Annotated in this window: 18 protein-coding genes and 1 tRNA gene; 15 read left to right on the top strand and 4 right to left on the bottom strand. The window is 70.2% G+C overall.

What is annotated here, in order from left to right:
- Window positions 1-67 precede the first annotated feature (67 nt).
- From ABZ664_RS37725 to ABZ664_RS37685, 9 genes are all read left to right on the top strand, one after another.
- Window positions 68-1,978 (top strand): TIGR03960 family B12-binding radical SAM protein, encoded by a 1,911-nt coding sequence (locus tag ABZ664_RS37725; protein ID WP_362521732.1) that lies wholly within the window; start codon window positions 68-70, stop codon window positions 1,976-1,978.
- Window positions 1,979-2,079: 101 nt separating this feature from the next.
- Window positions 2,080-2,859 carry a TIGR03936 family radical SAM-associated protein gene (locus ABZ664_RS37720; RefSeq protein ID WP_362521730.1) on the top strand — a complete coding sequence of 260 codons (780 nt, stop codon included), beginning with the start codon at window positions 2,080-2,082 and terminating at the stop codon, window positions 2,857-2,859.
- Window positions 2,860-2,956: 97 nt separating this feature from the next.
- The gene (locus ABZ664_RS37715; RefSeq protein WP_362521728.1) at window positions 2,957-5,767 is read left to right on the top strand and encodes an Rne/Rng family ribonuclease; all 2,811 of its coding nucleotides are present in this window, start codon (window positions 2,957-2,959) and stop codon (window positions 5,765-5,767) included.
- A gap of 208 nt (window positions 5,768-5,975) precedes the next feature.
- Window positions 5,976-6,278: a 50S ribosomal protein L21 gene (gene rplU / locus ABZ664_RS37710; protein WP_030924785.1), complete on the top strand. Its 303-nt coding sequence runs from the start codon at window positions 5,976-5,978 to the stop codon at window positions 6,276-6,278.
- A 19-nt stretch (window positions 6,279-6,297) separates the two neighbouring features.
- The gene (gene rpmA, locus ABZ664_RS37705) at window positions 6,298-6,555 is read left to right on the top strand and encodes a 50S ribosomal protein L27 (RefSeq protein ID WP_030924780.1); all 258 of its coding nucleotides are present in this window, start codon (window positions 6,298-6,300) and stop codon (window positions 6,553-6,555) included.
- A 105-nt stretch (window positions 6,556-6,660) separates the two neighbouring features.
- Complete coding sequence (obgE, locus tag ABZ664_RS37700) at window positions 6,661-8,013, top strand: GTPase ObgE (protein WP_362521722.1); 1,353 nt, start codon at window positions 6,661-6,663, stop codon at window positions 8,011-8,013.
- 108 nt (window positions 8,014-8,121) lie between these two features.
- Entirely contained in the window at window positions 8,122-9,246 is a 1,125-nt protein-coding gene (gene proB, locus ABZ664_RS37695; protein ID WP_362521719.1) for a glutamate 5-kinase, read from the top strand.
- Between the two features lie 16 nt (window positions 9,247-9,262).
- Window positions 9,263-10,552 carry a glutamate-5-semialdehyde dehydrogenase gene (locus ABZ664_RS37690; protein ID WP_362521716.1) on the top strand — a complete coding sequence of 430 codons (1,290 nt, stop codon included), beginning with the start codon at window positions 9,263-9,265 and terminating at the stop codon, window positions 10,550-10,552.
- A 282-nt stretch (window positions 10,553-10,834) separates the two neighbouring features.
- Entirely contained in the window at window positions 10,835-12,706 is a 1,872-nt protein-coding gene (locus tag ABZ664_RS37685) for a protein kinase (protein ID WP_362521714.1), read from the top strand.
- Window positions 12,707-12,813: 107 nt separating this feature from the next.
- Here ABZ664_RS37685 and ABZ664_RS37680 read toward each other — a convergent pair whose 3' ends face one another.
- Window positions 12,814-13,839 carry a M48 family metallopeptidase gene (locus tag ABZ664_RS37680; RefSeq protein ID WP_362521713.1) on the bottom strand — a complete coding sequence of 342 codons (1,026 nt, stop codon included), beginning with the start codon at window positions 13,837-13,839 and terminating at the stop codon, window positions 12,814-12,816.
- Window positions 13,840-13,913: 74 nt separating this feature from the next.
- Here ABZ664_RS37680 and nadD point away from each other — a divergent pair, with 74 nt between their 5' ends.
- From nadD to ABZ664_RS37655, 5 genes are all read left to right on the top strand, one after another.
- Complete coding sequence (gene nadD / locus ABZ664_RS37675) at window positions 13,914-14,552, top strand: nicotinate-nucleotide adenylyltransferase (protein WP_362521710.1); 639 nt, start codon at window positions 13,914-13,916, stop codon at window positions 14,550-14,552.
- Window positions 14,553-14,844: 292 nt separating this feature from the next.
- Window positions 14,845-15,252 carry a ribosome silencing factor gene (gene rsfS / locus ABZ664_RS37670; protein WP_350945821.1) on the top strand — a complete coding sequence of 136 codons (408 nt, stop codon included), beginning with the start codon at window positions 14,845-14,847 and terminating at the stop codon, window positions 15,250-15,252.
- Window positions 15,249-15,881: a histidine phosphatase family protein gene (locus ABZ664_RS37665; RefSeq protein WP_362521705.1), complete on the top strand. Its 633-nt coding sequence runs from the start codon at window positions 15,249-15,251 to the stop codon at window positions 15,879-15,881. Before rsfS ends, ABZ664_RS37665 begins: the two co-directional genes overlap by 4 nt.
- Before the next feature lie 126 nt (window positions 15,882-16,007).
- Window positions 16,008-16,080: transfer RNA gene (locus ABZ664_RS37660), tRNA-Ala, on the top strand.
- 154 nt (window positions 16,081-16,234) lie between these two features.
- Window positions 16,235-16,810: a TetR/AcrR family transcriptional regulator gene (locus ABZ664_RS37655; protein ID WP_362521701.1), complete on the top strand. Its 576-nt coding sequence runs from the start codon at window positions 16,235-16,237 to the stop codon at window positions 16,808-16,810.
- On the opposite strand, the gene ABZ664_RS37650 is transcribed toward ABZ664_RS37655, so the two are convergent.
- On the bottom strand, window positions 16,794-17,081 hold the full coding sequence (locus tag ABZ664_RS37650) for a hypothetical protein (protein ID WP_362521699.1): 288 nt from the start codon (window positions 17,079-17,081) through the stop codon (window positions 16,794-16,796). The genes ABZ664_RS37655 and ABZ664_RS37650 overlap by 17 nt on opposite strands.
- 52 nt (window positions 17,082-17,133) lie before the next feature.
- On the opposite strand from ABZ664_RS37650, the gene ABZ664_RS37645 reads away from it, so the two are divergent.
- The gene (locus ABZ664_RS37645; protein WP_362521696.1) at window positions 17,134-17,496 is read left to right on the top strand and encodes a DoxX family protein; all 363 of its coding nucleotides are present in this window, start codon (window positions 17,134-17,136) and stop codon (window positions 17,494-17,496) included.
- Window positions 17,497-18,024: 528 nt separating this feature from the next.
- Here ABZ664_RS37645 and ABZ664_RS37640 read toward each other — a convergent pair.
- Both ABZ664_RS37640 and ABZ664_RS37635 read right to left on the bottom strand, forming a co-directional pair.
- Complete coding sequence (locus tag ABZ664_RS37640; RefSeq protein WP_362521695.1) at window positions 18,025-19,365, bottom strand: ATP-binding protein; 1,341 nt, start codon at window positions 19,363-19,365, stop codon at window positions 18,025-18,027.
- Window positions 19,362-20,039, bottom strand: coding sequence for a response regulator transcription factor (locus ABZ664_RS37635; protein ID WP_350945826.1), 678 nt, complete (start codon window positions 20,037-20,039; stop codon window positions 19,362-19,364). The genes ABZ664_RS37640 and ABZ664_RS37635 overlap by 4 nt, the downstream gene beginning before the upstream one ends.
- Window positions 20,040-20,045 lie beyond the last annotated feature (6 nt).

Genomic DNA, 20,045 nt, shown 5'->3' with positions numbered 1-20,045 from the left:
CCCGCTCCGGCTCCGGCGCAGGGTGGCCCGCCTGTGGCACCCTCTCCAGGCGGATATTCTTGACGGCATGTCTGTCGAGTCGTTGTTTCCCCGCCTGGAAGCGCTCCTGCCCAGAGTGCAGAAGCCGATCCAGTATGTGGGAGGTGAGCTCAACTCGACCGTCAAGGACTGGGACGAGAGCACGGTCCGCTGGGCGCTGATGTATCCGGACGCCTACGAGGTGGGCCTGCCCAACCAGGGTGTCCAGATCCTCTACGAGATCCTCAACGAGCTGCCGGAGACGCTGGCCGAGCGGACCTACGCGGTCTGGCCCGACCTTGAGGCGCTCATGCGTTCCGAGGGCGTGCCGCAGTTCACGGTCGACGCGCACCGGCCCGTGAGGGCGTTCGACGTGCTAGGGCTCTCCTTCTCGACCGAGCTCGGCTACACCAACATGCTGACCGCGCTGGATCTGGCGGGCATCCCGCTGGAAGCGGCCGACCGGGGCGACGACGACCCGATCGTGCTGGCCGGTGGGCACGCGGCGTTCAATCCCGAGCCGATCGCCGACTTCCTCGACGCCGCCGTGCTGGGCGACGGGGAGCAGGTCGCCATCGCGATCACCGAGGTGATCCGCGAGTGGAAGACCGAGGGCTCGCCCGGCGGGCGCGACGAGCTGCTGATGCGGCTGGCCGAGTCCGGCGGGGTCTACGTGCCGAAGTTCTACGACGTCGACTACCACGCCGACGGCCGGATCCAGCGGGTCACGCCCAACAGGTCGGGCGTGCCGTGGCGGATCCACAAGCACACCGTGATGGATCTGGACGAGTGGCCCTATCCCAAGAAGCCGCTGGTCCCGCTGGCCGAGACCGTGCACGAGCGGTTCAGTGTGGAGATCTTCCGCGGCTGCACCCGCGGGTGCCGGTTCTGCCAGGCCGGCATGATCACCCGTCCGGTGCGCGAGCGCTCGATCACCACGATCGGCGACATGGTCGAGGCGGGCGTCAAGGCCTCCGGTTTCAACGAGGTCGGCCTGTTGTCGCTCTCCTCGGCCGACCACTCCGAGATCGGCGAGGTCGCCAAGGGGCTGGCCGACCGCTACGAGGGCACCAACACCTCCCTGTCGCTGCCCTCGACCCGGGTCGACGCCTTCAACATCGACCTGGCGAACGAGTTCTCCCGCAACGGCCGCCGCTCCGGTCTGACGTTCGCCCCCGAGGGCGGCTCGGAGCGGATGCGTAAGGTGATCAACAAGATGGTCACCGAGGAAGACCTGATCAGGACCGTCACCACCGCGTACACCCAGGGGTGGCGGCAGGTGAAGCTCTACTTCATGTGCGGCCTGCCCACCGAGGAGGACGCCGACGTCCAGGGCATCGCCGACCTGGCCAAGAAGGTCATCAAGGCGGGCCGGGAGGCCACCGGGTCGCGCGACGTCCGCTGCACGGTCTCCATCGGCGGTTTCGTTCCCAAGCCGCACACCCCGTTCCAGTGGGCCGGCCAGGCCGACCACGAGACGGTCGACCGCAGGCTGAAGGCGCTGAAGGAGGCTCTGCGGGGCGACAGGGAGTACGGCCGCGCCATCGGCCTGCGGTACCACGACGGCAAGCCGTCGATCGTGGAGGGCCTGCTCTCCCGGGGTGACCGCCGGGTCGGCAAGGTCATCCGCGCGGTGTGGGCCGAGGGGGGCCGCTTCGACGGCTGGAGCGAGCACTTCTCCTACCAGCGCTGGATGGACGCCGCCGCCGCCGTGGGGGTCGACGTCGACTGGTACACCACGCGCGAGCGCGAGGAGAACGAGGTCCTGCCCTGGGACCATCTCGACGCCGGGCTCGACCGCGAGTGGCTCTGGCAGGACTGGCAGGACGCGGTCAACGACGTCGAGGTCGAGGACTGCCGCTGGACCCCGTGCTACGACTGCGGTGTCTGCCCCACGATGGGCACCGAGATCCAGATCGGGCCCACCGGGAAGAAGCTGCTGCCACTGACGGTTGTCTGAGGTGGGCGGTGCGTTAGCGCCGCCTCCGGAAACGACGACCACGATTCGGGAAGGACGACACCACCCTGAAACCCGCTCCTGACGGGCCGCCGCCCGCGCCCGTGGTGCAACGCCTGCGCGTTCGCTACGCCAAGCGCGGCCGCCTGCGCTTCACCAGTCACCGTGACATCACCCGGGCCCTCGAACGGGCGGTCAGGAGAGCCGACGTCCCGGTGGCGTTCAGCGCGGGCTTCTCGCCCCACCCGAAGATCTCCTACGTGGGATCGGCCGCCCCCACCGGGGTCGCCAGCGAGGCCGAGTACTTCGAGATCAGCGTGACGCGTGAGTGTGATCCCGGCAGGCTGCGAGCCGCTTTGGACACCTCACTGCCTCCCGGTCTCGACGTGCTCGACGTCGTCGAGGCGGGCTCCGCGAGCCTGGCCGACCAGATGGAGTGCTCGGCGTGGGAGCTGCGGCTTCGAGGAGCCGATTCCGCCCTCGCCGGGGCCGCGGTCGAGAAATTCCTCGCCACGGAACACGTCGAGGTCGAACGCCTTACAAAGAAGGGGATGCGGCGCTTCGACGCACGTGAAGCGGTGCTGAGCCTCACGGTATTTGAGGTAACAGAGACAACAGCAGGTCAGGCGTCCAGTCAGCCATGTGTCATACTTCGCATGGTTGTACGGCACGAAACTCCTGCCGTTCGACCCGACGACGTTCTCACTGGACTGCGTCTTGTGGCTGACTTCGCGCCGCCGGTGCCCCCCGAGGTGACCAGGCTGGCGCAGGGCCCGCTGGACGTTCACACCGGTGAGCCCGCCGACCCGCTCGGCCTGGACCGCGACATCACGCGCGGCGGCGAAGCGGAACCGGTGGGCAGGCACGTCGGCGGCGACATATAGGACTTGGCGCCGGGCCCCAGGCCTGGCGGACAGTGAGAGACGAGAGCTCCCGCGCGGCGCGGAGACGCGCCCGGGAGCTGAACGGGAGAGCGCCCGCATGCTCGACAACGAGCCCAACGCCGGGGTCAACAGCCCTGACGGGGATACGACAACAGAAGAGACACGACCGCCGACGACCCGTCGCAGGGCCGCGAGCAGGCCGGCTGGACCTCCGCCGGAGCCGCCGGAGCCGGCCCCGGTGGTCACGGCACCACCCGTACCGGTCGCGGAGACCGTGACGCCCGAGGTCCCCGAGCCCGCCACGGCGGAGCCCGCCGCGCCCGCTCCCAAGCGAGCCACCAGGCGCAAGACGGCGGTGGCGGACGGTGCGACCACCACCACGCGTCGTAGCCGTGCGAAGAAACCGGCCGAGCCGGTCGCCGAGCCCGCCGAGACGGCGCCCGAGCCGGTCGCGGAGGCTGTGACCGCCGCGACCCCCGCGGCACCCGTGACGGTCTCCCCGGCGCATCCCGTGGCGCCCGTCGCCGTACCGGATCCCTTCGCCGAGGCCGAGTCCGCGCCCCAGGAGGCGCCCGCGGCTCCCGCCAAGCGCACCCGTACGCGCAAGAAGGCCACGCCGCGCGAGGCGCCGCCGGTCGAGGCCGAGCAGAGCGTCCATGTGTCTCCCACCGAGGTGGAGGAGGCCGAGGCGGAACTCCTGCCGGTCGACGAGCCGCTCGACGACGAGCCCGCGGGCGAGGACATCATCGAGGAGCGTCCCGGCCTGTTCGCCGACCCCTTCGGCCTGGCCGCCAGGGAACGTTCCGAGGTGCCCTCGGTGACCTTCCAGGCACCCGCCGCGGTGTTCCAGCCGCTGTTCCAGGCGCCCGACCCGCAGCGGGCCGCACAGCCCGCCACGCGTCCCGCGCCGGTCCAGCCCGCCACCCCCGAGCCCGAGCCCGTCGAGACGAGGGCCGACAAGGCCGACAGGGTCGAGAAGACCGAGAGGGCCGAGCTCGCCGAGGAGCTCGAGGACGACGACTCGGAAGGCGAGGGCGACGACGACGCGGGAGGTCGCCGGCGTCGGCGCCGCAGGGGTGGCAGGGGCCGCGGCAAGGCGCGCGACCTCGACGAGACCGAGGAGACCGAGGCCGAGCAGGACGACGAGGAGCAGGCCGAGGCCGAGCAGGACGACGAGGCCGAGAGCGGCAGCTCGCGCCGCCGTCGACGCAGGCGGCGCAGGGGCACGGACGAGTCCGGTGACGTCCCTGACGACCCGCCGAACACGGTGGTGCGCATTCGCGCGCCCCGCGCCGGTCGCGGCACCTCGGTGGACGAGGTGCAGAGCGTGCGCGGCTCGACCCGTCTGGAGGCGAAGAAGCAGCGCCGCCGCGAGGGCCGTGAGCTCGGCCGCAGGCGTCCGCCGATCATCACCGAGTCGGAGTTCCTGGCCCGCAGGGAGTCCGTCGAGCGCATGATGGTGGTCCGCCGCACCGGCGGGCGCACCCAGATCGCGGTGCTGGAGGACGGCGTCCTCGTCGAGCACTACGTCAACCGCGAGGCGAGCCAGTCGTACGTGGGCAACGTCTATCTCGGCAAGGTGCAGAACGTCCTGCCGAGCATGGAGGCCGCGTTCGTCGACATCGGCAAGGGTCGCAACGCGGTCCTGTACGCCGGAGAGGTGAACTTCGACACCGCCGGGCTGGAAGGACAGCCCAAGCGGATCGAGGTGGCGCTGAAGTCCGGCCAGTCGGTGCTGGTGCAGGTCACCAAGGACCCGATGGGCCACAAGGGCGCCCGCCTGACGAGCCAGATCAGCCTGCCGGGACGTTACCTGGTCTACGTGCCCGACGGTTCGATGACCGGTATCAGCCGCAAGCTCCCCGACAAGGAGCGCACCCGCCTCAAGAGCATCCTGAAGAAGGTCATGCCGGAGAACGCGGGGGTCATCGTCCGTACGGCCGCCGAGGGCGCCTCGGAGGACGAGCTGGCTCGCGACGTGGCCAGGCTGTCGGCGCAGTGGGAGAACATCCAGCGCAAGGCCAAGTCCGCCAGCGCGCCCGAGTTGCTCTCCTCCGAGCCCGACCTGACCGTCCGGGTGGTCCGCGACGTGTTCAACGAGGATTTCGCCTCGCTGGTCGTCGCGGGGGATGTGTGGGAGACGGTCGACGAGTACGTCCGTTATGTCGCCCCGCATCTGGCCGACCGCCTCAGCAGGTGGGAGGAGAGCGGTGACGTCTTCGCCGCGTACCGGATCGACGAGCAGATCGCCAAGGCGATGGAGCGCAAGGTCTGGCTGCCCAGCGGCGGCTCGTTGGTGATCGACAGGACCGAGGCCATGACCGTGGTCGACGTCAACACCGGCAAGTTCACCGGTCAGGGCGGCAACCTCGAGGAGACCGTCACCCGCAACAACCTGGAGGCGGCCGAGGAGATCGTCCGCCAGCTCAGGTTGCGCGACATCGGCGGCATCATCGTCATCGACTTCATCGACATGGTGCTGGAGAACAATCGGGATCTGGTGCTGCGGCGACTGCTGGAGTGCCTGGCCCGTGACCGTACCAAGCACCAGGTGGCCGAGGTGACCTCACTCGGCCTGGTCCAGATGACGCGCAAGCGGGTCGGCCAGGGCCTCCTGGAGGCCTTCTCGACCACCTGCGAGTGCTGCAACGGCCGCGGCCTGCACGTCTCGTCGGAACCGGTCGAGGGCAAGCCCGAGCCGCGCGGCACCCAGGGCAAGATGGCCGTGGAGAAGGCCGTCGCGGAAAAGCTCGGCAAGGACGGTAACCACGCGGTGGCGGCCGGTGACCAGTCTGGGCGTGATACGGTGACCGATGCGCTTGATGGAGTCCAGCATGAGGACGGTCAGGCAGCACAGGCTTCTGGCCGGGGGCGGCGACGCTCCCGCAAGGCCAGGTCGGCCGATTAGACCCCGTCCCGCACAGGGACGGGGCCGAAGGCCGGCACCCCCGACGTTCCGCCCGGTTCGACCAGGACACCGTCAATCCGGTACCCTGGTGAACCGGTGCGCTCATGGCGCGCCCTGTTCGCGCGCCTACCCGGTACGTCATCAATGACCACAGCCGGATGCGGGGCGCAGCATCCAGCGAGCAAGCAGTCAGAAGAAGGGTTCCGCGGTGTACGCGATCGTTCGTTGCGGCGGCAGGCAGCAGAAGGTCTCCGTCGGTGACGTCCTTGAAGTGGACAAGGTCGCCGGCGAGGTCGGTTCCACGGTTTCGCTGCCGACGGTCCTCGTCGTCAACGACGGCGACGTGACCACCGAGGCGGGCAAGTTCACGGTTGCCGCCGAGATTCTCGGTGAGACCAAGGGTCCGAAGATCCGGATTCTGAAGTACAAGAACAAGTCGGGGTACAAGAAGCGCCAGGGTCACCGCCAGCGGTACACCCAGGTGAAGATCACCGGCATCGACCAGGCCTGAGTTTCGGGAGTTTTGCGAGATGGCACACAAGAAGGGCGCGTCGTCCACTCGGAACGGCCGCGACTCCAACGCCCAGCGGCTCGGTGTGAAGCGCTTCGGCGGTCAGCTGGTCAACGCCGGCGAGATCATCGTTCGTCAGCGCGGCACCCACTTCCACCCCGGCGACAACGTCGGCCGTGGCAGTGACGACACGCTGTTCGCGCTGGCCGCGGGCCACGTTCTGTTCGGTGTCAAGCGCGGACGCCGCGCGGTGAGCATCGTTCCGGTCGCGGAGTAGATTCGCGCCGACAGACGTTGAGGGCAGGGGTGGATCGCATTCAGCGGTCCACCCCTGTTCGCGTTTTCACCGGAATTTCCCGTAGATAGAGGTAGGAAAGTAGATATGCCGGACTTTGTGGACCAGGTGGTCCTGCACATCAAGGCCGGTGACGGGGGAAACGGCTGTGCCTCTGTCCATCGGGAGAAGTTCAAGCCGCTGGGCGGCCCCGACGGGGGTAACGGAGGCCGGGGCGGTGACGTGATCCTGGAGGTCGACGCCAACACGGCGACCCTGCTGGAGTATCACCGCCGCCCGCACCGCAAGGCCGACAACGGCAAGCAGGGGCAGGGCGCCAACCGTGACGGCGCCAACGGCGGCGACATCATCATCTCGGTGCCCGACGGCACCGTGGTCAAGAACGCCGACACCGGCGAGGTCCTGATCGACCTGATCGGCGCGGGCACCCGCTACGTGATCGCCGAGGGCGGGCACGGCGGGCTCGGCAACGCCGCACTCGCCTCCGCCAAGCGCAAGGCCCCCGGCTTCGCGCTGCTCGGTGAGCCGGGCGACGAACTCGACGTCATGCTGGAGATGAAGAGCGTCGCCGACGTGGCGCTCGTCGGATTCCCCAGTGCGGGCAAGTCCTCCCTCATCGCCGCGCTCTCCGCCGCCCGCCCGAAGATCGCCGACTACCCGTTCACCACCCTGGTCCCCAACCTCGGGGTGGTCACCGCGGGCGAGACCGTCTTCACCGTCGCCGACGTGCCGGGCCTGATCCCCGGCGCCTCGGAGGGCAAGGGGCTGGGGCACGAGTTCCTGCGCCACGTCGAGCGCTGCAACACGCTCGTGCACGTGATCGACTGCGCCACGATGGAGCCGGGCCGTGACCCGATCAGCGACTACGAGGCGATCGAGGCCGAGCTGGCCGCGTACGGCAAGCTGGAGGACCGGCCGCGTCTGGCGGTGCTCAACAAGTCCGACGTGCCCGACGCCCGCGACCTGGCGGAGATCGTGACGCCGATGCTCCAGGAGCGGGGACTGCGGGTCTTCTCGATCTCCGCGGCCACCCACGACGGGCTCAAGGAGCTGACCTACGCCATGGGGGAGATGGTCGCCGCCGCGAGGGCCGCCGCTCCGGTCCCGGAGCCGACCCGCCTGGTCATCAGGCCCAAGCAGCACGGCGACGCGGGATTCGCCGTCCGCAGGATCGACGACCACACCTTCCAGGTCACCGGGGTCAGGCCGGAGCGGTGGATCCGCCAGACCGACTTCACCAACGACGAGGCCGTGGGTTACCTGGCCGACCGGCTGGAGCGGCTCGGCGTCGAGGAGGAGCTCACCAAGGCCGGGGCGAAGGCCGGAGCCGAGGTGATCATCGGTTCCATGGAGAGCGGACACATCTTCGACTGGCAGCCGACGCTCAACGCCGAGGCCGTACGTCAGGGGCCGCGCGGATCGGACAACCGGCTCGGCTAGCGGGGCCTCGCGAGGGCGCCTCGACGCGCGTCCCGTGTGGTTCCCGCCCCGTCCGGGCGGCTCGGATAACCTGGTCTTCCAAGTGATCATCTTTGAGAGGTGCGTGTCGTGGACTCTGCGCGCGAACGGATCCGTACGGCTTCGCGCCTTGTCGTGAAGGTGGGTTCGTCCTCGCTCACCACCCCGCGGGGGATGATCGACGTCGACCGGGTGGACGCCCTGGTCGACGTGCTCGCCGCCCGGCGCAAGGCCGGCACCCAGATCGTGCTGGTCTCCTCCGGCGCGATCGCGGCGGGTCTCGGTCCTCTGGGCCTGCCCGCCAGGCCGCGCGACCTCGCCACCCAGCAGGCCGCCGCCTCGGTCGGCCAGGGCGTGCTGGTGGCCCGATACACCTCCTCCTTCGCCCGGTACGGCCTGCGGGTCGGCCAGGTTCTGCTGACCGCCGACGACATGATGCGCCGCTCGCACCACGTCAACGCCGAGCGCACGCTGGCCCGGCTGCTGGAGCTGGGCATCGTCCCCGTGGTCAACGAGAACGACACCGTGGCCACCGACGAGATCCGCTTCGGCGACAACGACCGGCTCGCCGCGCTGGTCGCCCACCTGACCAGGGCTGATGCGCTGGTGCTGCTGTCGGATGTGGACGCGCTCTACGACGGCGACCCCCGTCGTCCCGGCGCCCGCAGGCTCGCCGACGTACGCGGACCCGAGGATCTCGTCGGGGTGGAGCTCGGCAAGGGCGGGGCGGTCGGCACCGGAGGCATGATCACCAAGGTGCAGGCCGCCAAGATCGCCACAGGGGCGGGTGTGCCCGTGGTGCTCACCGCCGCCGCGCACGCGGCCCAGGCACTCGCGGGAACCGACATCGGCACCTACTTCCATCCCGGTGGGCGTCACCCGGGCACCCGCCTGCTCTGGCTGGCCCACGCCACCACGGGCCGCGGACGCCTCCACCTGGACCCCGGCGCCGTCGAGGCGGTGGTGAGCCGCCGCAAGTCGCTGCTCCCGGCGGGGGTCACCTCCGTCGAGGGCGAGTTCGCGGCGGGCGATCCGGTGGACCTGTGCGGGCCGCTCGGCCGGGTGGTCGCGCGCGGCCTGGTCAACTTCGACGCGGGGGAGATTCCTGGGCTGCTCGGGCGCTCCACCCGGGAGCTGGCGGCGAGCCTGGGGCCCGAGTACGAACGAGAGCTGATCCACCGCGACGACATCGTCATACTGGAATCCCACAACTAGTTTTTTGGAGCGCGAGATGTCCGAGGACTTCCTGAAGGTGGCCTTGGCGGCCAAAGAGGCCGCCGCAGAGCTGGCCCCGCTGCCGAGGGCGCCGAAGGACGCCGCGCTCCGGGTGATGGCCGACGCGCTGGTGGCCGCGTCCGCCGAGATCGTCGCGGCCAACGCGCTCGATGTGGAGAGGGCGAGGGAGAGCGGGATCTCCGAGTACATGATCGACCGCCTTCGTCTCGACGAGGCCAGGATCGAGGCGATCGCCGAGGCGGTCCGTCAGGTCGCCGACCTGCCCGACCCCGTCGGCGAGGTGATCCGGGGCAACACGCTGCCCAACGGGCTGGAGCTGCGCCAGCTCCGGGTCCCGCTCGGCGTGATCGGCATCATCTACGAGGGCCGCCCCAACGTGACCGTGGACGCCGCGGCGCTCTGCCTCAAGAGCGGCAACGCCACCCTGCTGCGCGGCTCCTCCAGCGCGTACGAGTCGAACACGGTCCTCGTCAGGATCATGCAGGAGGCGCTGGCGGGCACCCGGGTGCCCGCCGGAGCCGTCCAGCTGGTCCCCGGGCAGAGCCGCGACTCGGCCAAGGAGCTCATGAGGGCCCGCGGCCTGGTCGATGTGCTGATCCCGCGCGGCGGCGCCTCGCTGATCAACTCGGTGGTGGAGGAGTCCACCGTCCCGGTGATCGAGACCGGTGTGGGCAACTGCCACGTCTACGTCGACGCCGACGCCGATCCGGACCTCGCGATCCAGATCCTGATCAACTCCAAGGCCCAGCGGCCCTCGGTGTGCAACTCCGCCGAGACGCTCCTGGTGCACGCGGCCGTGGCCGACACCTTCGTGCCGCGAGCGCTGGCCGCGCTGGCGGCGGAGGGCGTCACGGTGCACGGCGACGCGCGCGTCGCGGCGTACGGCGACGTGGTGCCCGCAGGGGAGGAGGACTTCCGGATGGAGTACCTCTCGCTGGACATCGCCGCCGCCGTGGTCGACTCGCTGGAGGAGGCGGTCGCGCACATCAGGAAGTACGGCTCGGCGCACACCGACGCGATCGTCACGCGCTCGGTCACCGCCTCCCGCAGGTTCGTCGCGCTGGTCGACTCCGCGGCCGTGGCGGTCAACGCCTCGACCAGGTTCACCGACGGCGGGGAGTTCGGCTTCGGCGCGGAGATCGGCATCTCCACCCAGAAGCTGCACGCGCGCGGCCCCATGGGCCTGCCGGAGCTGACCTCGACCAAGTGGGTCTACACCGGCGAAGGTCATCTGCGCACGGCCGAGGGTACGATCCTCGCCTCACCCGAGTCCGCGTCCCGATAGTCGATTCCCCACGGGGCCCCGGACGTCGCGACGCGGCCTTCCGGGTGCCCCGTGAGCCTCTCTTCGGACCCGGGGCGCACCGTCCGGACCCGGCGAATCCCGCAGCCGCAGGGCCTTTCGCTCATCCGGATCTTTCTGGGAGTCCGGCGTGCCGTCGGGAAAACGTCACACTCGCCCGCTATGGTGTGGTCTCCTATGGCTGGAGAGCAGGGAAGCGAGCGGGAGTGAGCGACCCGATAGGCGCGGCGGTCCCTGACCCATGTGGCCGACGCAGGAGGTCACGTGGGTCGTCTCGGGCGGGTCGGTCCCTATACGTTGCTGGAACGTCTCGGTCGGGGGGGAATGGGCGAGGTCTACCTCGCCTCCAGCCGCCGGGGTGACAGGGTCGCGCTCAAGGTGCTCCACGACGTCCACGACGCGGGCTCCGAGGGCCGGGTGCGTCTGGAGCGGGAGGTCCGCGCCCTGCGCAGGGTCGAGAGCCCCTACGTCGCCCGCGTCGTCGACGCCGATCTCGACGGTGACCGGCCCTACCTGGTCATGGAGCACATCGAGGGAGACACCCTCCTGGATCGGGTGCGCCGTGACGGTTGCCTGGAGGGCGCCGGCCTGCTGAGCGTCGCGCAGGGCCTCGCCATCGCCCTGTCGATCATCCACGCGGCCGGGGTCGTGCACCGCGACCTCAAACCCGCCAACGTGGTGGTCAACGGGGACGACGAGCCCGTCCTCATCGACTTCGGCATCGCCCACGTCCTGGACGCCACCCGGCTCACCTTGACCGGCACCTTCCTGGGCACCCCCGGCTACGCCGCCCCCGAACTGTTCGCCGACGAGCACGTGGGCGAGCCCGCGGACGTGCACGCCTGGGCGGCCACCGTCGCCTTCGCCGCGACCGGCCGCCCCACCTTCGGCGGAGGCACCGTCGAGGCACAGATGTACGCGATCCTCAACGGCCAGGCCGACCTCGAGGGCGTCCCGGCGGCTCTGCTGCCGCTGATCCGCGCGGCCCTGCACCGTGAGCCGGCCAAGCGCCCCACCGCGGCCCTCCTCACCAGCCGCCTGGGCCGCCTGGTGAGGACGATCCCGTCCGAGGCGGGGGCGGCCAGGAAACCGGGCACCTTCGCGGGGGAGAAGCCCGGCCAGGGCAGGAAGCAGGAAGGCCGCTCCAGGTCCGGCACCAAGGGTGAGGATCCCGTCAAGGGCGGGCGGGCGGCCAGGGCGGAGACCGGCAGAGGAAGGTCATCCGTTCCCGCGGACGGAGCGGTGCGTCCGCCCCGGTCCCCGGCCGGCACGGACGGCGCGCCGCGCGGGGGGAGGGCGGTGCCCGCCGGTGAGACGGCCCGTGCGGCACGGGCACTCCCGGCACCCGGTGAGACGTCCCGTGGTGGGCGCCCGGCCGCCGCGGTCGGCGAGGCACCCCGTGGCCGCTCTGCCCCCGCGAGCGGTGAGACACCTCGCGCGGCACGCGTGGCCTCCACGACAGGTGAGACCTCCAGGACCGGACGGGCCCCCGCGGCCGCGGAGACGTCGCGTGGCGGGCGTCCCGCCTCCGCGGCGGGCAGAGCCGTCCGGCGGCGCCAAGCCGGTAAGGGGAGGGGCGGGGCGGCCGGAGAGCTCCAGGGCGGGGGCAGGGCGGGGCCGTTGCCCGCGGGCAACGCGGCGCTGCTGCTGCTGGCGGTGCTGGCCGTGCCGTGCGTCGTGGCCACGGTCATCTGGCCGCCGGCCACCTTCGCCGTCACCGGGCTGTTCGCCACGCTGGCCCGCACGTTGTGGGTCGGGCACTGGCTGGTCAGGAAGCGTAAGTCGGCCAGGACCCGGGCGATCCTGCGTGTGCTGGGCTTTCCGCTGACCTTCGTCGTCTCGCTGCTGACCGCCCTCGCGTGGCCGGGGCTGCCGGCGGCGGCCCTCGCCGGGGGCGCGCTCTGGCTGAGCCTCGGCGGCTCGCTGCCCCCCGACTGGTGGGCGCATCCCGCCCCGGTCGCCGTCGCCGGCGTCGTGTTCGGCGTCGTCTGCGGGGGCATCCTCGGCCGGGAGATCGAGCGGATCGGTGCCGAGCTCGTCGAACTCCGCAAGGAGGGCCTGCGCGCGCTCGCCGTACTGGGCGGGTTCGTCGCCCTGTGCTCCGCGGCCGTACGCGCGATCGCCCTCCTCGTGTAGGTCTCGCTTAGGTCTCGCTCCTGTTCGCGCATGGATCTGTATGTGTTCGGCCTGCATGGAAAAGGGCCCGGGAACACCTGCCCGGACCCTTTTGGTGGAACTTCTGATTAATTTCCATCGCGGCGGGAGAAGCGGTTGAAGATGCGCTCTCCGGCGTTGACGGCGCCTTCTGCGACGTCGCGCAGGACGCCGATGAACGGGTCCTGGGACTGCGACCAGGATTCCCGGTAGGAGCGGGCGGCCGCCTTGACCTCTTCGGAGATCTTCGCGTTGGCGTCGTCGGCGCGGCGGGGGTATTCACCGGCGAGGATCGTCTCGTACTCGCCGCTGCGGCGCCACTTGTCGAGCTCGGCGACGCGCGAGACGGCGAACGGGTGGGTGGTGCCCAGCAGGTTGAGGACCTTGAGCAGGCCGTCACGGACGTCGCCCGCCGTGTCGTACTCCCTGGCCTGGTCGAGGAAGGCCTCGATGTTCATCTCGTGCAGGCGCGAGCCGCCGGCGAGCTTCATCAGGGCGCGCAGTGCCGCGTCGGAGTCCTGGCCGCAGAGCAGACCGCCCCGGTCGGCGGAGAGCTCGGACTTGCGGTGCCACTCCTCCAGGCCGGCCACGATCGCGCGCAGGCCGATGTAGCCGAGCGGGATCCAGGCCACGCGGGTGGCGAGACGGGTCAGGATGTCGAGCATGGTCCGGTAGACGGCGTGGCCCGACAGGATGTGGGCGGTCTCGTGGCCGATGACGAAGCGCTGCTCCTCTGAGTCCATCAGGTCGAGGAGACCGGTCGTGACGACGATGAACGGGTCGTCGAAACCGATCGCCTTCGCCTGCACCAGCGGGCTCTGCTGCACGTAGACCTCGGGAATGCGGTGGAGGTCGAGCATGTAGGCGGCGTCGCGGCCCATGTCGTGCAGCGAGCGGAACTGGGTGTCGCTGGTGCGCACGGCCGAGGCGAGGTAGATCAGGCGCAGGCGGCGCTCGCTGACCAGGCCGGACATCTGCTTGAGCACCGTGTCGAACCCGCTGAGCGACCGGAGGGCGACCAGCGCGGACCGATCGGCAGGATGTTCGTAGGCGCGTGAGCTGATGCCGGGAAGCTGCACGCGGTTGCGATCCGGGGTGGTGGTCATGTCCGGCATGCTACGTCGGGTCCGCCTGCCACGCGCGGGGGGTGATTAAAAGCTGTGTACGGCTTGCACGTATGGTCCGTTTCATGATGAACGTGCCTACCGGCAAGGGGAAGCGACGTCTGGGCGTCATGGGCGGGACCTTCGACCCGATCCACCACGGTCACCTGGTCGCGGCCAGTGAGGTCGCTCACTATTTCGATCTTGACGAGGTGGTCTTCGTGCCGACGGGACAGCCGTGGCAGAAGGCCGACAAGATCGTCTCGGCCGCCGAGGACCGCTATCTCATGACGGTCATCGCCACCGCCTCCAACCCCAGGTTCTCGGTGAGCCGCGTCGACATCGACCGCCCGGGTCCCACCTTCACCATCGACACGCTCCGGGAGATCTCCGCCGCCTGGGGGCCCGACGTGGATCTCTACTTCATCACCGGGGCCGATGCGCTCGCCCAGATCCTGAGCTGGCGCGACGTCGACGAGCTGTTCACCATCGCACACTTCGTGGGTGCCACCAGGCCGGGCCATATCCTGCACGACCCCGGCCTGCCCGACGGCAAGGTGAGCCTGGTGGAGATCCCGGCACTGGCCATCTCGTCGTCGGAGTGTCGCCAGCGGGTGGCCTCGGGGGAGCCCATCTGGTATCTCGTCCCCGACGGCATCGTCCAGTACATCAACAAGCGCGGCCTGTACGGCGGTGCGGCGGCCAGGCCTTCCGGCGGCCGGTGAGTAGGGGCCGATTTTGATGAAATTCGCTATGATTCGAGAAATTTGCGTGGGACGAGTATCCGCAGCTCATCCGGCATGATCGCCGAACGCGCGAGCCGTGCCCGTCCCACCCGAGATCGACAAACGCGGCCCCGCCCGCCGAAGACGCCCCTGATCAGGGCGTCAATTCGTTTGCGGCGCGGAATCGGGTGACACACGATAGGCGTTGTCCAACAGGCGGCTCTTCAACAAGCGCCGAATCGGGCACCCTGATAGGTGACAGCGCCGACTAGCAGGAGGACTGACCCACACCGTGACAGCAACAGAAAGATCCATCCAGCTCGTCAGGCTCGCCGCCGAGGCGGCGGCGGACAAACTGGCCGATGACATTCTCGCCTATGACGTGAGCGACCAGCTCGTCATCACCGACGCGTTCGTGCTCTGCTCCGCCACCAACGACCGTCAGGTCCGCGCCATCGTCGACGAGATCGAGGACCGGCTGCGGATCGGGGCCGACGCCAAGCCCGTTCGCCGCGAGGGTGAGCGCGAGGGCCGCTGGGTCCTGCTGGACTACATCGACATCGTCGTGCACGTCCAGCACGAGGAGGACCGCACCTTCTACGCGCTGGAGCGCCTGTGGAAGGACTGTCCCTCCATCTCGCTGCCGGACAGCGTGACCCAGGTCGCCGCCCAGCGCGCCCGCGGGACGGTAGCTGAGTGAGTCGCCGCGTCGTCTGCCTCAGGCATGGCCAGACGCTGTGGAACGTCGAGCACCGCTTCCAGGGCCACAGCGACATCCCCCTCGACGAGACCGGGATCGCGCAGGCCACCCGCGCGGCCTCGCTGCTCGCCGCTCTCCGCCCGAGCAAGATCGTTTCTTCCGATCTTCAGCGCGCCTTCGACACCGCCTCGGCGCTGGGCCGCGTCACTCGCCTGGACGTCGGCGTCGACAAGGACCTGCGAGAGCGGGGCGGAGGCCAGTGGGAGGGGCTCACCCGGGCGGAGATCTCCGAGAGGTGGCCCCGGGAGTTCGCCGACTGGGAGGCGCCGGGCGGTGAGACGGTCACCGATGTCGCCGACAGGGTCTCCTCGGCCATACGCCGCTGGGCGGCGGAGATCGACTCCGACGGCCTGCTGGTCGTCGCCTCCCACGGGGCGGCGATCCGACTCGGTATCGCCAAGCTCATGAACCTGCCGCAGGAGCTCTGGCCCGCCCTGGGAGGTCTCGGAAACTGCTCGTGGTCGGTGCTGGAGGAGGCGCGCAAGGGCTGGCGTCTGCTGGAGCACAACGCGGGGACCCTCCCCGAGCCGGTCAGTAGTGACGACAACCCCGAGGTCACCCAGGAGTGACCTTCGAGCGGCGCGGCTTGCGCCCCGGCGGCGGGCGTGGGCCGTGTGGTCGTCGATTAGGTGAACACGCCGGTGTCCTTATATGCTTCCCGAGCGCCGCAACGAGAGCACTCGAAGCGGTGACCAGGGGCTATGGCGCAGCTGGTAGCGCGCCTCCATGGCATGGAGGAGGTCTGGGGTTCGAATCCCCATAGCTCCACCTACGGACGGGTGATCGGATCGTCGGTGCGGTGAGCGCCGGTGAGAGGTCGCCCGCGATCTCCCTGACAAGGCCACCCTCCGGGTGGCCTTGTTTCGTTCAGGGGTGTGTCGCGGGCACGTCCGGGCACCGTACCTCCTGGTATGGTCGGGGCGTGAGCGCGGCGCGTGACCGTTGGTTGGACGAGGGCATCCGAGTGCTGGCCGCCGAGGGGGCCTCGGGGGTGCGCATCGACCGGATCGCCGCCCGTCTGGGATTGTCCAAGGGGTCCTTTCACCACCATTTCGATGGTGCCGAGGGATACAAGCGCGACCTGCTGGCGTACTTCGAGCGTTTGTCCGTCGAGGCGTTCGACCGGGCGATCGCCGGGGTCGAAACGCCGGGTGACGCGCGCGCCGTCCTTGGGAGGCTGACCGAGCTGATCCGGTCGCGGGATACGGGGCTCTACCGCCCGCAACTGGAGGCCGCGGTACGTGCCTGGTCGATGTCGGATCCCGACGCGCGCGCCGTGCAGGCGCGCATCGACCAGGTCAGGCTGTCGGCGTTGCAGCGCGTCTGGCGGCCCCATGTCGCGACGGACGCGGAGGCGAGACGAGCCGCGCTGCTTCCGTATCTCCTGGCCGTGGGGGCCACCGTGATGGTCCCGCCTGTCGGCGCCGAGGAGTTGAGGAACGTCGTCGAGATGCTTCTGCCCCTCGTGCCGGAGGAGCCGATCACCGCCGCCGACTGAGACGCGACATCGATTCGCGCTCTGCGACATCGGTCGGCCGGTTTCCCCGGCGCTCCACGGCATCGGCCGGGCGGGTTTCTGTGCGGTTCATGGCATCGGTCGGCCGGTTTCCCGAGCGGTTCGTGACGCCGGTCGGCTGGTTTTCCGCGCGATCCACGCCATCATTCGGCCGGGTTTCCGGGCGGCTCACGTTCTTCTTGACCTGAGCGGGAGGAAGGCCGGTGCCCCGCCCGCACGGCCCGGAGTCGGAGGATCCTTGCGGCCTTTCCATACCATGCCGTATGGTACGGTTCGAATCGAGCGTGTACGGAGGGAGGACGACCTTGACGCACCTTCCTGATCCGGTGTGGCCCGTCGTGGTGCTGGCTTTCATCCAGGTGGCCGATGCGATCCTGTGCATCAGGCCGGTGGCTTTCGTCGCTCAGTGCCTGGAGGACGTGAAGTGGCCGCGAAGACACTGGTGGGTGATGTCGCCCATCAAGTTCGCGGCGGCGGCCGGCCTGCTGGCGGGCATATGGATCCCCTATCTGGGGGCGGTCACCTGCGCCGCGCTCGTCCTGTACTTCCTCGTCGCGATATCGATGCACGTGGCGGCGAGGGACTTCGGCAGGAACCTCTTCCTCAACGCCACGGGCATGCTCGTCATCTGTCTCGCCACCGGCGTGTTCTGTTTCGTGATCCGGTGATGGCCGATCACGCGGGACGACACGTCGGCCGAACCGAGTCAGCGGGTCAACGAGGAGGTGGGGCGGGGACGCCCGCCGTTCTCGCGTCCCTGGAAGGCGAACGTCATTCCGGTTCTTCGCGACGGAGCGCTTCGATCACGGATCGTCAGACGAGACCGCGAAGGCGAGTTCCCGGCTCGCCCGCCGTGCCGGTCGCGCCTCCTCCGTCTGGACGCGAGACCGGCGCGGCGGGGCGAGCCGGAAACCATGGACGCGGGGTGACGTCCGCGTTCCCCTTCATGATCGAGCAGCCGGAATGGTGAAACAGCCTGTTTGAGCATTGCTTAAGGTGCGCTTACGTGTGATCTAACCAATGTCCGCTTACGCGTGGTTCGGGCAACGCCCTGCGCTCCGTGTGATCCGGTCGAGGTTCGGCCGTTCGCCTACGCGTGCTCTGGCCGACATCCGGAGAAGCGCTTCGTGAGCCGGCCCCGTACCGGCCGCGGCGCACTCTCCGCACGGTCCACGACACGTTCCCGGCCGCGCCGCTCAGCGCCTCGCGTTCCTGCGGGACCAGCGGCCGCCGACCAGACGTCGGGCGGTACGCGGGGGACGGTCGTGCGGGTCGGTGCGGAACCAGAGCTGGACTCTGGCGCCGCCGAGTGAGGAGGCGTCGATCCGCAGGGTGCCGCCGGAGGACTCGGCGAGCCTGCGGGCGATGTCCAGGCCGAGCCCGGTGGACCCCGCCCCGCTGGTCCCGCGCCGCAGCGCCGCCTCGGGGTCGCCGATGCCGGGACCGGCGTCGGCGATCAGCACGCCGACGGTGCCCGAGCCCTGGTGCAGGGTCACCGTGAACGCCGTGCCCTGGGGGGTGTGCCGGAAGACGTTGCCGAGCAGGGCGTCCACCACGGCGCTGAGCTCTCCTGCCGCGACCGGCACCCGTGCGCTCTCCGAGGCGCCGATCAGCTCCCAGGGGCGCCTCTGGTCCTCGGCGAGTGCCGACCAGAAGGCGAGCCGTTCGCGCAGCACCTCGGCGGCGTCACAGTGGACGAGCTCCGGTGCGCGGGAGGGCTGCCTCGCCGCCGCGATGATCTGATCCACCTCGGTCTCCAGGCGGCTCAGCGCGCTCCTGCTCTGCTCGGCCTCGGGTCCCAGGTGGTCCAGGCTGAGCCGGAGCGCGGTGAGGGGGGTGCGCAGGCGGTGCGACAGGTCTGCGGCCATCTCCCTTTCCGCGGCCAGCAGCTGGGTCACGCGGTCGGCCATGCTGTTGAACGCCTCGCCGGCCGCGACGAGCTCGGGCGGGCCCTCGGGCTCGATGCGGACGCTGAGGTCCCCGGCGCCCAGGGCACTCGCCGCCCGTCCCAGCCGCCGGGCCGAGCGCACCACGCGCACGCCCAGCCGGTCGCCGACCAGGAGCGATCCGGCGACGAGCACCGCGGCCACCCCGCTCAGCACCGCCCACGACGAGGCGACACCTCGGGTGAGGTCGGCCGGCGGGATGAAGATCTCGATGACCACGGTCCTGTCGCCGTCCAGGGCGACGGGGCGCAGCAGGAGGTAGCCGGTGTCCATTTCGGCGGTGATGGCCCGGGTCAGGCGAGAGGCCGCGGCCACGGTCTCCGCGGGGGCCCTCACGGTACCGGCCGAGCCGCCGCCGGGCAGGTGGACCGCGATCCGGTCCCGCGCGCCGGTGCTGAGCAGCGCGTGGGTCAGCCGGTCGGGATCGACGGTGATGGCCAGCACGGGGACCAGCGCCGACGCCTGCCGCTCCGCCTCGGCCATGGCCCGGCCGTGGGCGATCTCCCTGACGATGAGCCCGAGCGGGATCAGGAAGGCGAGGGCGACCATCGAGGTTCCCGCGACGGTGAGCAAGGCGAGGGTCCGCCTCACGGCGGTGTGATCAGCATGACCCCCACGCCGCGTACGGTGTGCAGGTAGCGGGGGGAGGACGCGCTCTCGCCGAGCTTGCGCCGCAGCCATGACAGGTGGACGTCGATCGTCTGGTCGTCCCCGTAGGACTGTTGCCAGACCTCGGTGAGCAGTTCCTTGCGGGAGACCACCCGGTCGGCGCGGGTGGCGAGATAGGCGAGGAGGTCGAACTCGCGCCTGGTGAGGGTGAGCGGGGCGCCGTCCAGGTGGGCCTCGCGCCGGTTGAGGTCCACCGACAGAGCGCCGACGCACAGGACCGGGGGTGGGGTCGCGCTCCGCGCCCGGCGCAGCACGGCGTCCAGGCGGGCGTTCAGGTGGTCGCCGGAGAACGGTTTGACCAGGTAGTCGTCGGCCCCCGCCTGGAGGAGACGGACGATCTCCGCCTCGTTGTCCCTGGCCGTGGCCACGATGACCGGGACGCTGGAGACGCTGCGGACCATCTTGAGCGCCTCTGCCCCGTCCAGGTCGGGCAGCCCGAGGTCGAGAACCACCGCGTCCGGGGGGTTCTGGGTGATCTCTCGCAGAGCGTCGAGCGCACGCCCCGCGCTGCGTACGGCGTGCTGGCGCCTGCTGAGTTCCTGGATGATCGCGGATCGTACGTATTCATCGTCTTCGACCACTAGCACCGTCGCCATGTCATG

This window comes from Streptosporangium sp. NPDC006930 (genome assembly GCF_040635605.1).
Taxonomy (GTDB): Bacteria; Actinomycetota; Actinomycetes; order Streptosporangiales; family Streptosporangiaceae; genus Streptosporangium.
This window is presented reverse-complemented; position numbering and strand designations above follow the sequence as displayed.

Coding starts and splice junctions, on each gene's coding strand:
- ABZ664_RS37725 (WP_362521732.1), top strand. CDS start 68: ATGTCTGTCGAGTCGTTGTTTCCCCGCCTGGAAGCGCTCCTGCCCAGA.
- ABZ664_RS37715 (WP_362521728.1), top strand. CDS start 2,957: ATGCTCGACAACGAGCCCAACGCCGGGGTCAACAGCCCTGACGGGGAT.
- rpmA (WP_030924780.1), top strand. CDS start 6,298: ATGGCACACAAGAAGGGCGCGTCGTCCACTCGGAACGGCCGCGACTCC.
- obgE (WP_362521722.1), top strand. CDS start 6,661: ATGCCGGACTTTGTGGACCAGGTGGTCCTGCACATCAAGGCCGGTGAC.
- ABZ664_RS37690 (WP_362521716.1), top strand. CDS start 9,263: ATGTCCGAGGACTTCCTGAAGGTGGCCTTGGCGGCCAAAGAGGCCGCC.
- ABZ664_RS37680 (WP_362521713.1), bottom strand. CDS start 13,839: ATGCCGGACATGACCACCACCCCGGATCGCAACCGCGTGCAGCTTCCC.
- nadD (WP_362521710.1), top strand. CDS start 13,914: ATGATGAACGTGCCTACCGGCAAGGGGAAGCGACGTCTGGGCGTCATG.
- ABZ664_RS37650 (WP_362521699.1), bottom strand. CDS start 17,081: ATGGAAAGGCCGCAAGGATCCTCCGACTCCGGGCCGTGCGGGCGGGGC.
- ABZ664_RS37635 (WP_350945826.1), bottom strand. CDS start 20,039: ATGGCGACGGTGCTAGTGGTCGAAGACGATGAATACGTACGATCCGCG.